Below are 13,656 nucleotides of genomic sequence, written 5' to 3'. Positions count from 1 at the left end.
TGGAAACAGGGGGTGTAGACCTTTTGTGCCGCCAGAACTGCTCTCCGGACGGTCTACCCGTTCCGGTTACGCCTCGATCCTGTTTGCGGATCTCAGTCGGGCGAAACTTCTGGCGAGAAGCCTTGACACATGCATCTGGGAGACACCCAGTTCCGCGCTGATCTGAGACTGGGTCAAGTTGCTGTAGTAGCGCAGGAGGAGGATGCGCTGTTCGCGCTCGGGAAGCTGGACGAGGAGGTGGCGTACGAGGTCGCGGTGCTCGACGCCCGCGAGCGCGGGGTCCTCGTAGCCGAGCCGGTCGAGGAGACCGGGCAGTCCGTCGCCCTCCTGGGCGGCTTCCAATGAGGTCGCGTGGTACGAGCGCCCGGCTTCGATGCAGGCGAGCACTTCGTCCTCGGAGATCTTCAGCCGCTCGGCGATCTCGGCGGTCGTCGGGGACCGTCCGTGAGCGGTCGTCAGGTCCTCGGTGGCCCCGGTGACCTGGACCCAGAGCTCGTGCAGCCGGCGGGGGACGTGGACGGTGCGCACGTTGTCGCGAAAGTAGCGTTTGATCTCGCCGACGACGGTGGGCATCGCGAACGTGGGGAACTGGACCCCGCGCTCCGGATCGAACCGGTCGATGGCGTTGATCAGGCCGATCGTGCCGACCTGGACGACGTCCTCCATCGGCTCGTTGCGGCTGCGGAACCGCGCCGCGGCGTACCGCACGAGGGGGAGGTTCGCCTCGATGAGGGCGGCCCGGACCCGGCGGTGCTCCGGAGTGCCCGGCTCCAGGTTCTTGAGCTGGCCGAAGAGGACCTGGGTGAGCGCCCTGGTGTCGGCGCCGCGAGCCCTGGCGGGCCTGGCCGAGGGGTCCGGGGTCTCCGTCTGGATGTCCTCGGTCTGGACTGCCTGGACGGTCTGGACGGTCTGGGGAGGCACTTGAGGCGCTGTACTGGCCGGCACGGTGACGCCACCCCTTCGCGGTCAACTACGATCAACTCATCCGTCAAAAGCGGTCATAGCATCACAAGACATGTCCACTGTGTGCAAGCACCGCATAGTGCCGTGTTGAGGTCATAAGGGTTTAAACAGAACAAAGAAACCCCCCGCCTGAACGGCGAGGGGTCGGCGTGACCGGGACGAATCCGGTGACGGGGGAGCGTCAGAAGGGGTAGTCGGCGATCACCCAAGTGGCGAACTCCCGCCACTGTCCCGTGGCGGCCTGGTGCGCCGGGTGCTCGATGTACCGCTTGAGCGCGTCCTCGTCGGCGACCGCGGAGTTGATGGCGTAGTCGTACGCGATCGGCCGGTCGGAGATGTTCCAGGCGCACTCCCAGAACTCCAGCTCCGGAACCTGCCCCGCCAGCTCCCGGAAGGCCCGGTCCCCGGCGACGACCCGTGGATCGTCCCGCTCGACGCCTTCGTTCAGCTTGAAGAGGACCAGGTGGCGGATCATCGTACTTCTCCTACTTCACCAGTTCTGACATGAAGTCACCGACGCTCTGCGCGGCGGTGGAAATGCCCTCGAACCCTACCTGGACGAGCTCGGCCGCCCGCTGGGGAGACATGATGATCGTGTACAGCACGAAGACCACCAACATGTAGATGATGATCGTCTTTGCCTTGGCCACAATCCTGCCTTCCAGTCGACCGTGCGTGCGATCGGGCGATTCTATCCGCACGTATGGCCGTATCCGGCGGCTGTTTCTGATCACTGATGCGTCCTTTAAGGACCTACGACCCCGTCATCAAGGTCTTTTGCCCGCCCGTACGGCTTCTGCGGCCCGGCAGGATGGATACCGAGCCCAACGGGACCAGGCAGGACCCGAAGGGCCGGAACAGGACCTCTCTGTGGGGTCACCGCCGCGCGATACCCCCCTGACCGCGGCGGACGACCAGCAGGTCCTGTTCTCACCGGGGGAAGCGGCTTGTCCCCCCGACGCCGCTTCCCCCGACCTGAGCCGGAGCGCCCGGTCGCCGTACATCCTCTGTACGGCGACCGGGCGCTTTGCTGTGCGCCTTGCCTGCGCGGGGACGGCGGCAACTAGATTCCGTAGCTCCGGTCCGGCCGGGTCGGCTGGTCGGCCGGGAGGCATGAGTCAGTCCGTGGCCGTCGATCTCAGACAGTTTTGAGGAGATCGCGGAGGTTGGTCATGTGTGCCTTGACATCGGGGACCTCGGCGGGGTCGGTCGAGTTCTCGCCGGCCTCAGGGCAGTGGGCTTCGCGGCAGGGGCGACAGAGGCCGTCGGGGAGGGCTTCCGGGTGGCCGGGGCGGCCGCAGTCGGTGCATTCCATGAGGATGCGGCGAGCGGGGGCGCGGGTGCCGGGTGAGGTGCTCCCGGTGGGCAGTCGGGGCGGGATCTTGTCGGTGAGGCGGCGGCGTAGGAATCCCACGGGGGAGTCGACGTGGGCGGGGAGCCCTGCGGTGAGGGCACTGGTCAGGTAGTCGACGCTCACGCCTCGGGCGAGCCATTCCGTCGCCTGCGCTTCCAGGGCGGCGCAGTCGTCGGCGGAGAGGGCGAGGCGGTGGTCGTCCCGGCCGAGGCGGGCCAAGGCGAGGTAGGCGGGGGAAGGGCCGGCTGCGGAGCCGCCGGGCGCTGCGGGGGCGGCGTCCGGTGCCTGGGGCGGGACGCGTTGGTGCGGTACGGCCTTGGATTCGGGGGCCTGTTCCCTACCGGTGTCCTCCGGCGGCGCGGGCAGCGGTTCCTCGGTCGGGGCCCAGGGCGGCGGGGGAGCGGTGTCGGGGGCCGAGGCATCCGGCGCGGAGCTGACCGCCTGGGTGGCGTTCTCGGTGGCGAGGTAGGTGTTCCACCACTCGTTGTCGTGGGCGGTGCGGGACCAGAAGGTGCGGAAGACCCAGCGCGTTTCGTCGCCCGCGCCGACGGAGCACCGTACGCGTCGCAGGTGCCCGGCGACGGAGAGGGCGGTCAGGGCGGTGGAGATGGCCTGTTGCCCGTAGAGCGGCAGTTGTTTGGCCAGGTGCTTGACGCTCATCGCCGCACCTTCGGGGAGGTGGTCGACGAACCCGGCGACGTACCGTTCGCGGGTCGGGAGGAGGGCGAAGTCGTGCCGAGTACGGGTCTGTTGGTCCGGTGCGGAGCGCTTGCCGTAACCGGGCTTCGCCATCGGGTACGCGGCTGAGGAGGCTGCGACATGCAGGGCAGAGCTATGGTGCTGGATAGCCACGGGATCGCCTTGTCTCGATCTTGCGGTGAGACCCCGGCCCGGTGCTACAACACCGCGTCGGGGTCGCTTGGTTCTCGCACCGTAAGCAGTCGTGACGCTGCGCCGCAAGCTGTCACGATTAGTCATACTTCCTGGTCGTGACGGGGTGGGTAGGTAGGGGAGGTTTTCCCAACCCGCTATATCCACCCACCAGTTAAAGAAGGCGCTCGAACCTCGAATCTCGCATCCCGACACCCGAATCCCGGGTCCCGAGCTTCGGGCCGGAGCGCCGCCCACGTACCCCTGGAAGAGTGACCCGACCACCCCGAAGCCCGAGTCTTGCGGCTCGGGCCCCGAGCTTCGGTGGATGCCTGCGGCTTGCCTTGGCTCAGAGTGGTGCGTAGCCAGTCGAGCAGCTTCGCGACGATCGTGGCGATCAGCGCCGTACGCCACGAGTGCTCGGCCGCCACGCTTTCCGGATCACGGACCCCGGCCATCCACCAGCCGGTGCGCCGCGTCTGCTTGAGCGTGCCCGCCTCTTACAGGAAGCGGCTCACCGCGGACAGGTCGTCAGCCACGACCTCCGCCTCTCACGCCTCAGCAAGGCGGATCTGCTTGCCTGATCAGGCGTTGTGAGGCTGCGCCTGGTGCGCTGCCGCGATCCGGTCGATCCGTGCGGCCAGGTCGAAGTCGGCTGCGGTGAGCCGGTGCCCGGCGTCGTGCGTCGTGATCGCGAACCGCACGTGATCCCATCGCAGGTCGATGTCCGCGTGGTGTCCGATGAGACGCTCGACATCTGCGACGTTCACGATCAGGGCAACGCCACCGTGGTACCGGATCCCGAACGTCCGCGTGATCGTGTCCCCTTCCCGTATCCAGCCTGGCAACTCGACCAAGCACGCCGCAATTTCTTCGTCCGGCAACGGATCCTTGCCCATCTTCAGCTCCCCTCGGTCACTGGTGCCAGGATCTCCGCAAGGTCCTGACCGACCGGGGCATCGTGCCACGGGTGCATCGCCCGTTCTAGCGTGGCAAGTTCGCGGCACATGCGGGCGGAACGGGTCTCGACGGCGATCGTGGCCACGGTGCGGGCGATCTCCACCGCCTGGTCCGGCTCCCGTGCCGTTGCGGCGGCGGTTGCCTGCCGGGCCATGTATACCCCGCGGTCTCGGCGGGCCGTCTCCGGCACCCCCGCCAGTACCTGTGCCCAGAGGGAACCTGCTTCGGTACCTAGGCCGAGCCGCCCGTAGCAGGTCGCTCGCTGCACCTCCAGGTACCCGGGCGTTCGGCGACACGCGTTGCCCCACGGCAAGTCGTCGTCGACGCTCGGCAGAAGGCGGTCGGCCCGGTCCAGGAGCTGATCGACGACCCGGCGCTCGCCGGTGAGGCTGGCACCGTGGGCCTGTTGCTGCATCGCCATGACCCGTACTTTCGGTACAAGCCGGTCGGCGTCATCAAGGACGGCCGCGCACAATTCGACGACCGCGTGCCCGTCACCCAGATCTGTACGTACTTGCGCCTGATTCACCAGTGAGTACCCGATCAGGTGCGGGTCGCGGGACCGCACCGCGATCTCCTGCGTCACTCCTCGCCAGAACGCGGCTCCGTCCATGTCACCGGCATCCTGGTACAGCCAGCCGACGAGTGCCGCGTAGGCCGCGCCCGCACGTAGGAGCCCACGCCGCGTCTCGCCCTTCGCGGACCGCACCAGCTTGTCGATGAGCTGGTACTGCGCGGACACCGTGCCGATCAGGTCATGGGGGCCCAGGAACATGTCGGCCCGGTAGTGCCCCTCCAGCTGCTGCTGGAAGTAGTCGACCAGAGCAGGGTCGACGTGCTGCGGGGCCATCGGGCCCGTGACGAGCGCAGCCGCCGTGACGGAGGTGAAGGCTCGGCGGTTCACCTGCTCCTCCTCGTGGTGCTCGGGCCGGATCCAGCCCGGCGGGGTCGTGAAGCCCAGGTCCTCCGGCCACCGGCCGAGGGCGTCGTGGAGAACGATCGCGGTCTCTTCCGCCGGCCAGCCGGGACGCTCACCTTCCCAGCGACGCCACGTCCGCGCGGACACGGTGAACTGGCGGTCGTCCAGCAGCTGCTGCCCGTGCCTGGTAAGTGCCCCGGCAGCGGCCTCGATGCTCCGCCATCCACGGCGCAGGCGGGCAGCTCGTAGCGCATCGTTGCGGCCCATGCGTTCAGTGTGAGGTGTCATCGTCCGTGCTCCTGGCCGTGGCCGCCGGATGGCCACACGTGGCCATGGGACGACCTATTCCTTACTCGACGTACTCGCACATCATCAGGGTGTGACAGCGGGCCATGCAGCGGAATGGCTGAGAGCCCGACGATTGGTCAGGGAGACGGCCGTGCCGATGACGCTAAAGGTGTACGAGGTGAACCGCACAGGCACTGTCCGTGTCCTGCGGGAAGAGACCGAGGTGATCCCGTTCGAAAGGCCGGAGACGTCGCACGACTTCCCCGCATGCGAGTGCCCCACTTGCGCCGAGGGCACGTCGTGAAGACCATCGCCCTGGGCGACACCGCCTACAAGACGTGGCTCGGGCACACCCAGTGCTGCCCCAGCTGCCGTGCTGGAGTCTCCTGTCCGACCGCTGTCCACCTTGGCCGTGCCTGGCGGGAGGTGCGTGGATGAGGTGTTACGCGGAGGGCGACGCGCACGATTTCCCGATCGAGGACGACGTGGGGGCTTACTGCCCGGAGCATGAGGTGACGTTGCTCTGGCGGGGCGATCCGATCACCGCCGCCGATGCGACCGGAGGTGCGGGCGCCGGCCTGGACGGATTGTCGGCGGGGGCGGACGGCCCGTACGGCGTTGTCTGCCGCAGTGCGTTGGTGACGGACCTGGCTGGCGTGCACGCCCTCTGCCGACGTCCGGACTGTGCCTGCCCGTGTCATGCGGCGGCCACCGCTCTCCGGAAAGCCGGATGAGCATCAACTTCTCGGCAACAGATGTCCGTACGTGCGAGGCGTGTTGGTGCGCACCGGTCACCGCCGTACGGCGCACCGGGGGCGGCCGGGATCTGTTGTGTCGGGTGTGTGCCGAGGGTGGCTGTCCGCGTCGGGTCGATCTGTTTCCGCCGTACGGGATCTACCGGCTTCACGACCCTGCCAACCAGTCAGCTTCACCGATCAGAGGAGATGGATGATGACCACCGACCCCGTCCCGGCCGAGGCCGGCAAGCATGGTGGGCCGCCGTCGGACAAGCCGTGGACCCCGCCGTCGGAGCCGAAGCCGTCTCCGGACGGCAGCCGTCCCAGTTACGTCCCGCAGTCGTGAGCACCGCGCAGGAGGTCCCTACGTATCCGGGGCTGGTACAGGAGTTGGCCGATCGTGGGTTGCTCACCGGCCGGTGGCGGCAGGTGTTCGAGGCGGTGCCGCGTAGCCGGTTCGTTCCGGCTGAGGTCTGGCGGCAACTGCCCGACCAGTGTGAGCCGGTGGTGGGGGCGGATGCGTGGCTGGCATTGGTGAACAGCGATGAGCTGGTGGTCACGCAGCTCGACGACGGGGCCTTGGGCGGGCCCGGTGTGGCGACGTCGTCGAACTCGATGCCCTCGATGGTGGCCCGGATGCTCGGGTTGCTCGAAGTCGAGGACGGTCAGTTTGTGTTGGAGATCGGGACCGGTACTGGGTACGTGGCGGCGTTGCTGTGCGAGCGGCTCGGTGACGATCTGGTCCACAGCGTTGAGCTGGACCCGGTCGTGGCCCGGCAGGCGGCGCAGGCTCTGGCGGAGGCCGGGTACCGGCCGCATCTGCGCGTCGGGGACGGTGAGGAACCGTGGCCCGGCCTGGGGCTCGTGGATCGGCTGATCGCGACGTGTGCGTTGCGGTACGTCCCGTACGCGCTGCTCCGGCAGGTCCGGCCCGGCGGGGTCGTTGTGGCCCCGCTCGCCCGGGAGTTCTGGTCCGGGGCGCTGGTTCAGCTTCGGGTTCAGGGCGACGGCACTGCGATGGGTCCGTTCTGCGGCGGGGCCACGTACATGCCGATGCGGTCCCATCGCGTGCCTGACCTCCACGAGGTGTGCGGGGAGGGGCGGGCCCGTGCGGCGGGCCTGGACCCCGCCCTGATCCTCGGTCTCGGGTTCGCTCTGTATGCGGGGGCGCGGCTGCCCGGCGTACGGCTCATCCACCAGAGCACCGCCGAGGGTGTTCAGGTGTGGGTGACCCGCGAGGACGGCGGCGCTGCTACGGCTGCCACGGGGGAGGGGGTGTGGCAGTACGGGCCCGGGTTCCTGTGGGAGGAGATCGAGCAGGCCTGGTGGGAGTACGAGTCGGTGGGGCGCCCCGACGCAGATCAGTTCGGGCTGACCGTCACCGACCGGGGGCAGCAGGTGTGGCTGCGGGAGCCTTGCGAGGTAATCCGGCCCTCCAGGAAGTGACCCGGATACGCCGGGGGCCGCCGTGCGGACTGCGGGTTCCTGATTCTGCCGGGTCGCCGGTGGCCGGGTACATGAGGCGGAACGCAGCGAAGGGGCAGAACCGGAATGGCTGCCCTTTCGCTGATCAGCGGCAGCGGTGGGATTTGAACCCACGGTGACGGGTTACGCCACACTCGCTTTCGAGGTCAGTTCGTGCTGCTCAGAGCATGACCCGAGCCCGTTCACAGCCGTTCGTCTGCTCTGCAAACGATCGCCCCCGGACGGCCCTGAACGGGGCTGGATGAGACGGAAACTGAGCCGGGTCCGGTGCCCAATCCTTGTAAGTGCTCAGAATCGTGGCTCTTCTCGGCGCGACGGTTTCAAGGCCGCGCCTCCTTGGGTTGCCACAATTTCCTGACCTAGCCCTACGGCCTCCGCAGCCTCTGGAAGGCCCGCCCTGGCCCACAGATGGGCCCGCGACGAAGCTCGCGGCTCCTGGCAACTAATCCACCAACCCGCTTTCCAACTGTGCGCATGAGCGTTCTGGAGGTTCAGAGACGTGCAAGTTCCAGCTAAGGGCTGTCCCGTAAATGATCTCTGAGTGGTCTCGGGCAGGGTGGGCCGCTGTACGGCTTGGTGATCTATCCGGCGAGGGCGAGATTGTGCATCCGCGCGATTCCGAGCATGGCGTGGTGGGCGCCGTCGCTTTTGAGGCGGCAGTCGCGGAGAATTTTCCAGGTCTTCATGCGGGCGAAGACGTGCTCGACGCAGGCGCGGACCTGCTTGTGGGTCCGTTTCCAGTCGGGCAGTTCCTCGCCCTTTCGGCGGCGGTGGGGCATCACGAGCCCGGTGCCCGGATAGTCACCATCGGCGATGGTCATGGTTGTGCCGACAGCGGCCGTCGCACCGGACTCCTCCCACGCCTTGCAGTCGTTGCGGCTGCCGGGCAGGGGCCGGCCGACGACCACGATAAGCCGGATGCTGGCGTCGATGACCACCTGGTGGTTGGTGGAGTACCGGTAGTTTTTTCGACTGCTCGGCGATGGTGTGGTCGCGGGTGGGTACCAGGGTGCCGTCCACGATCAGCACCGTGTCCTTCGCGAACCACTTGCGGGGCTGGAGGGCGAGCATCGGCCCGAGGTGATCGATGATCCGGGCCGCCGCCGACTTGGAAACCCCGAACAGCGGGGCAAGTTGGCGCATGGTGAGGTTCGTGCGCGAGTACGCCGCGACCAGCAGGGCCCGGTCCTCCAACGGCAGGCCCCTGCGAACCGCGTCCACACCCTCGCACCGCAGAACCGTGACCAGTTTCCCGAACTGGCGCGGGCTCAGCCCGGTGAACGGGGCTATCCAGGACGGCTCCGACGCCGTGATCACACCAGCCACACCAAGATCATCCCAGGCCGGTTAGGGTGCCTTCTTCTAGCCGATGGACTGGAGACTGATTATGGAGCAGGACGAGGCCCTACAACTCGCGGCGGGGTTCATCGCGCACAGTGAGCGCGATGACGAACCGCCTCTCGCCATCGACGCAGAGCGGGTCCGTGAGAGCAACGGGCTGCTGATCGTGCCCTGCAACTCTGTGCAGTACCTCGCCTCGCGTGATCCGAGAGAGCAGCTGTTGGGCTGCTGGCCTATCCTCGTCGACCTCGCACGTGGAGACGTGCGATTCGGGACCCTGGACGAGCGACATCTGTGGAGGAGTCCGAGCATCTGACGAGCCTGCGGCTGTTCGCCACAGCAGTTACGGGACAGCCCTTACGAGCTCGTGCACGGTAGGCGGTGAGACGTCGAGGCTGTCGGCGGGGCTCGGTGTTCACCTCTGCCGTGTCGACGTCAGGTCCGCGGTCTGCTGATGGGACAGCAGGCCGGCGACGGCTTGGACGGTGTGGCTCATGTGCTCGCGGCGGCCGAGGTGGCGGGCCAGGGCACGCCAATTCTTCAGATGGGCGATGCCGTGCTCGACCCGGATCCGCCTTGAGGAGTGTGCCTTGCGCTGGCGTTCGTACATCTCCTCGTACCAGTCCGGGGCGTTCTTCTTGAACTTGCGGTGCGGTGGTGTCACCACCCGGCCGCCGGTCTGCGCGCCAAGGCCCTGGTAGCCGGCATCGGCGAGAATCTCGACCGCGGGCCCGTCGGCCAAGAGCTTGACCAGCCCTAATTGGCGGGCGTGAGTGATGTCCGCGCAGCTTGCGGGTCGTGCTGGGCTGCACCACAGCACGCGGCCTTCGGCGTCCGTGACCACCATGGACTTGACGGCGTTCTGCTTGTTCTTGCCGGAGATGAACTTGTCGCGGTCCTTCCGTCCGGCGGCGGGCCGACGGACCCGGATCTCGGTGCCGTCGATGATGCCGGTCGTCCCGCTCGCGCCGAGGTGGTCGACGACGTCGGCCTGAGTTCGCAGCCGCACGTCGGGGCTGACCGTGCAGCCTCGCTCGGCGAGCAGGGGCCGCACCTCGCCGACGGCCCGGGTGATGGTGGAGCGGTCCACGCCGAACCAGCAGGCCAGCACGTCGTGGGTGACCCCGTGACGAAGATGGACGAGCGTGGCCAGCAGCCGATCGACAAACACCAGCCGGTGCTTTGCGCCGGCGCCCACGGCCCGCTTCCGTGGCCGGGAGGTGAGCCGGGCCTGGTGACGCTCTTGCCACAACGGGCCGATCTCCTCGACGAGTTCAGCAATCACTCCCACAGCCAGGCCCGTGATCCGCCGATTGCTGATGATCACCGCACGCGTTGAGTTCCCCACCACAAGACCATGATCGAGGATCAGGAGCTCGATGTCTCACCGCCTACCGTGCACGAGCTCGTTAGCCCGGGGCGCGGGCATGGCGGTGAACTGTGCTGTGCGCAGGCGAACTGAACAGAGACCAAGACAACAGCAGCCGGAGTCTTTCGCGCGTCGGGGGCGAGCCAATGTTGCTCAGTGTCTGCATCAGCAGGTTGAAACTTCATGGCAGAGCCGTTGCAGTCGCGCTGTTATTTCTCGTCCGTTGCTGTTTCGGATCGGGAGTGAGCGGAGCACGGAAAGACAGGAGAGAGGGTGAACACAGATGATTCACCAGCAATGTGACAAGTAGAAAAAGGCGGCAAGATAGCTGATGCCAAAAAGCAAGGGCATAATCTGTTCTGCGGACGTCAGTCGGAAATATTTTCCTTGTCTTCCTGATCTAATATATGCACCCCATTCCCCCTTGGAGTAGGGGCGAGAGGGAAGCTTTTCCTCAAGGATTTCAATCACCGCGTACTTAGCCTTGCTTAGCTGCCTATAAGAGCGAAGTGTGTAGAACCACACAAAACACTCGGCTATCAGGGCAAGTGCCCCTATAAAGGAAGCGAAGTTGTTCCAATTCCCTGAAGTTTTGGCAGCTAGTGACCCTACGGTTCCTAGCGCGGCCAAATTTACCGTCAAGAAGAAGGAATTTGTGAGCGCGCGGCGGGCGCTCGTCCTGTCCGCCATTTCTACGTAGAGCCTGTACTGCTCCAGCAGGACTTGAACCCCGAAATCTGAACTGCCCGTCGTTGGCGGTATGACAGAAAAGTCAGGGTTCCACACGGCACTACGGAGCTCATCTAGGGAATCTGGCATATTCTCTCCGAGTTTGGGTTTGTATAGAGTGAGCCGTTCTAATATTTCATGCCGAGGATTCTACAACCAGGAAATTCCGATAAGCGGGATGGATCTGGTAACGCTCTTCCCTTCCCTCGCGACGCGAGGTGTTGCGTGCCAGTATTTTCGCTTTTCGCAGCTGATCAGCTCTTTCCGGATACCAAATTTCCCCTTCGCGAACCTCAATGCCCAAGAATGAGATTTTCAGGAGACCGTCCAAGCACTCCTTGGCCTCTTTGTCACCTCTTTCTAGTCCTGCAGAAATCAGCTCAAGTGCAGTGGAGCGCGACAGGATGTGGTCGCTGCCGGTGAATTCGTAAATCACATCTTCGAGACGTTCCATGGTCGAACCATATTCGACTAGAAGAGCGTCTACGGCGAAGTTACTATATGCTTTCTCCGCCTCATAGATATCGGTTTCTTCGACCATTGAATGACGCGCGTTAGCGGCATTCTGAACCGCTGCTTTACAGAAGTAGACCAGGTCTCTGGGCCGGGGCAGGATGGTTGCAAGAATGTGTTCTAGGGTTGGTGTGCCATCGACTTCAGTGCAAAAGAATTTTCTCCAGAGCTCGTCAGGAGAAGCGGCTGCTGGCCTCGCTGAAAGGTACCTCTCGTCCATCACTCGCTTCAGGAGCTCCGGCTGGTTCCAATCGATTCGCTTCGTGTTGATCTTATCTGGCTCCCGCGCTTCCTTAATAACCTCGTCATAAATGTCGGCGCGGAGGAAAACGCTGATTGTGACGTTGACAGACTGGAGGCGGTTGTTCTCCTTCTGGAAGTCTTCCGCGATGCGGCTTACAGCGCCAAGCAATCCAACCAGTAGAACGGCTTGAGATTGCAGCTGCCCTGTCTTTGTCCAAGCGCTGTCGAGATTGTCTACGAGCAGTGCTACACGGTGACGATCCCTGAGGGCTTCTCCGAGAAGTCGCCTGAGGGTGCCGACAATATTGCCGTGGAGAACGTGAGCGATGCGCTCTCTTTGCTTCTGGATTGTACTTCCCTGGGGCTCCTCCTTAAGTTCCAAGAGTGCACCCTCGATCACCTTTTCTAGGCGGACAGAGAAGTCGTCAGAGATATCATTCTGCGCTAGGTAGTCGCGCAGAGTCGAAATGGGAGTTCCAGGGTTAATGCCAGCGGGGAGTCTTTCGGCGGCAGCCACAGTAGTGATGGCGACCTCTGAATAGAGCAGGAATCGCCAAAAGCTCTCAACGAGGAATGATTGATTTCCGTCACCGCTTATCGACTGCAGGACATCCACTAGACCGTCCAGGTCGTAGTTGGTGGGACGAATCAAACAAACAAGGTTACGCCTGTCATCCCTCAGTACCTGAGAAGCGCGAATCATATTCGCTGACTTACCCATTCCTTTGCGACCGACGAATACGACACTGCTTTCACGTAAAACCGCTTCATATTCTGCTGTCTCGACGAAGTATTCGTCAAGCGTATCGCTCTCATTCTCCGCGACGTAGTCACCAAATTTTAGTTCCTTCAGTTCGGTGGCAATCTCCATCCTGGGAACGTTGGGGTGAGTTTCCTGGGTCTTCTCGCGGCTCCAGTCATCAAATGCCTTACTGAGCCACTCCTTCATCTTCTCCGTAAGTCTTTTCTTGTTGTGGTAAGTGAAGAGTGTGTCCTTGTAATCAACAGGGGCTTGATATTCCTCGTCTACGACAATCAGGAGAGGGCGATTCAAGCCTCGGGCGAGTCCGGCAATGAACGCAGTGCGAGCATTATGCAGTCGGTTTCGGTCGTGCTTCTCGGCGGACATCTGCAGCAATGTTGCGGTAGATGAATAAACGGCGTTTACGTACCAAGACAATGGCGCTGACCCTTGTTCGGCTGGGTCGGCAATGGTTACCTTGGTCCCTAGATCTCTTTCTTTACTTACAATCCTCCGAAGGTTCCGCTCGGCTTCCGATGTGTGGTAGGTGGGAACGTAAAAGATTGAGTTACTGATTTGTCCGTCAAGCGATGGTGAGACATCATCCCACAGCGTCTTTTCGCTCGCGGCTGCCATCCCCGTCATAAATTTGTAGGCGAGCTCGCTCCCTGTTTCATAGGGGATGCGTCCGATGGTTGAGAAGATATCGAATGAGCGCCAATCCCGCTCGTATTTTGGTGTTTTGTGCACGGAAAGCAAAAGATGCTTCTGTCGACTGAAGGCGTAACCGACTTCGAAGAGCACATTTTCGCTGAGTGTGGAGACATCGAAGAGACAGATTGTGCTATCGTCGATCGCTCGAAGGACCGTCTCAATGATTAGGCGGCCGGTCGCGGGAGTTGCTTCCCAAGTTTGAGCTTCTGCAAATCCGCTCTTATTGACTACATTGGCGGCATGTAGAATTTCCTGGGATACGTCCGCAGGGTTCTTTGAGTAACCGAGAAATGCCTTGTGCTCCACATGTCCCCCTGGTCGCAGCGATCGCCCGGACGCGGAAACTCAGCCCCTGTCCGCTGTGTAGCTCAGTGAGCATAGGTTACGCACTGTGAACGTGGTAGTGGGTAGTTTTGCGATGTTTCCGTA

The 13,656-nt window shown here is 64.0% G+C and carries 11 protein-coding genes and 2 pseudogenes; 3 read left to right on the top strand and 10 right to left on the bottom strand.

What is annotated here, in order from left to right:
* Nucleotides 1–66 precede the first annotated feature (66 nt).
* The 7 genes and pseudogenes from ACH4UK_RS17495 to ACH4UK_RS17465 form a co-directional block, all read right to left on the bottom strand.
* Nucleotides 67–945 carry an RNA polymerase sigma factor SigF gene (locus tag ACH4UK_RS17495; protein ID WP_398357202.1) on the bottom strand — a complete coding sequence of 293 codons (879 nt, stop codon included), beginning with the start codon at nt 943–945 and terminating at the stop codon, nt 67–69.
* Nucleotides 946–1,144: 199 nt separating this feature from the next.
* Nucleotides 1,145–1,438, bottom strand: a complete 294-nt coding sequence (locus ACH4UK_RS17490; RefSeq protein ID WP_398357200.1) for a Dabb family protein — start codon at nt 1,436–1,438, stop codon at nt 1,145–1,147.
* Between the two features lie 10 nt (nt 1,439–1,448).
* Nucleotides 1,449–1,697 carry a hypothetical protein gene (locus tag ACH4UK_RS17485; RefSeq protein ID WP_398357784.1) on the bottom strand — a complete coding sequence of 83 codons (249 nt, stop codon included), beginning with the start codon at nt 1,695–1,697 and terminating at the stop codon, nt 1,449–1,451.
* Nucleotides 1,698–2,101: 404 nt separating this feature from the next.
* A complete protein-coding gene (locus tag ACH4UK_RS17480) occupies nt 2,102–3,169 on the bottom strand; it encodes a MarR family transcriptional regulator (RefSeq protein ID WP_398357198.1) in 1,068 nt (355 codons plus the stop codon).
* 392 nt (nt 3,170–3,561) lie between these two features.
* A pseudogene (locus ACH4UK_RS17475) lies at nt 3,562–3,726 on the bottom strand (HD domain-containing protein); the annotation flags it as partial.
* 45 nt (nt 3,727–3,771) lie between these two features.
* On the bottom strand, nt 3,772–4,086 hold the full coding sequence (locus ACH4UK_RS17470) for a 4a-hydroxytetrahydrobiopterin dehydratase (RefSeq protein ID WP_398357196.1): 315 nt from the start codon (nt 4,084–4,086) through the stop codon (nt 3,772–3,774).
* Between the two features lie 2 nt (nt 4,087–4,088).
* The gene (locus ACH4UK_RS17465) at nt 4,089–5,333 is read right to left on the bottom strand and encodes a Twin-arginine translocation pathway signal (protein WP_398357194.1); all 1,245 of its coding nucleotides are present in this window, start codon (nt 5,331–5,333) and stop codon (nt 4,089–4,091) included.
* A 972-nt stretch (nt 5,334–6,305) separates the two neighbouring features.
* Between ACH4UK_RS17465 and ACH4UK_RS17460 the strand changes: the two genes are divergently transcribed.
* Entirely contained in the window at nt 6,306–6,437 is a 132-nt protein-coding gene (locus tag ACH4UK_RS17460; RefSeq protein WP_398357192.1) for a hypothetical protein, read from the top strand.
* The gene (locus ACH4UK_RS17455; protein ID WP_398357191.1) at nt 6,434–7,537 is read left to right on the top strand and encodes a methyltransferase domain-containing protein; all 1,104 of its coding nucleotides are present in this window, start codon (nt 6,434–6,436) and stop codon (nt 7,535–7,537) included. Before ACH4UK_RS17460 ends, ACH4UK_RS17455 begins: the two co-directional genes overlap by 4 nt.
* 620 nt (nt 7,538–8,157) lie before the next feature.
* On the opposite strand, the pseudogene ACH4UK_RS17450 reads toward ACH4UK_RS17455, so the two are convergent.
* Nucleotides 8,158–8,902, bottom strand: a pseudogene (locus tag ACH4UK_RS17450) (transposase).
* Nucleotides 8,903–8,963: 61 nt separating this feature from the next.
* Here ACH4UK_RS17450 and ACH4UK_RS17445 point away from each other — a divergent pair.
* Nucleotides 8,964–9,233, top strand: a complete 270-nt coding sequence (locus ACH4UK_RS17445; RefSeq protein WP_398357189.1) for a hypothetical protein — start codon at nt 8,964–8,966, stop codon at nt 9,231–9,233.
* 99 nt (nt 9,234–9,332) lie between these two features.
* Here ACH4UK_RS17445 and ACH4UK_RS17440 read toward each other — a convergent pair whose 3' ends face one another.
* Together ACH4UK_RS17440 and ACH4UK_RS17435 are read right to left on the bottom strand one after the other, a co-directional pair.
* Nucleotides 9,333–10,244, bottom strand: coding sequence for a transposase family protein (locus tag ACH4UK_RS17440; protein ID WP_398357187.1), 912 nt, complete (start codon nt 10,242–10,244; stop codon nt 9,333–9,335).
* 907 nt (nt 10,245–11,151) lie between these two features.
* Entirely contained in the window at nt 11,152–13,533 is a 2,382-nt protein-coding gene (locus ACH4UK_RS17435; RefSeq protein ID WP_398357186.1) for a P-loop ATPase, Sll1717 family, read from the bottom strand.
* Nucleotides 13,534–13,656 lie beyond the last annotated feature (123 nt).

This window comes from Streptomyces sp. NPDC020884, assembly GCF_044333935.1.
In the GTDB taxonomy this organism is placed as follows: domain Bacteria; phylum Actinomycetota; class Actinomycetes; order Streptomycetales; family Streptomycetaceae; genus Streptomyces.
The sequence above is the reverse complement of the archived record's forward strand: the minus strand, read 5'-3'. Positions and strand labels throughout refer to the sequence as shown.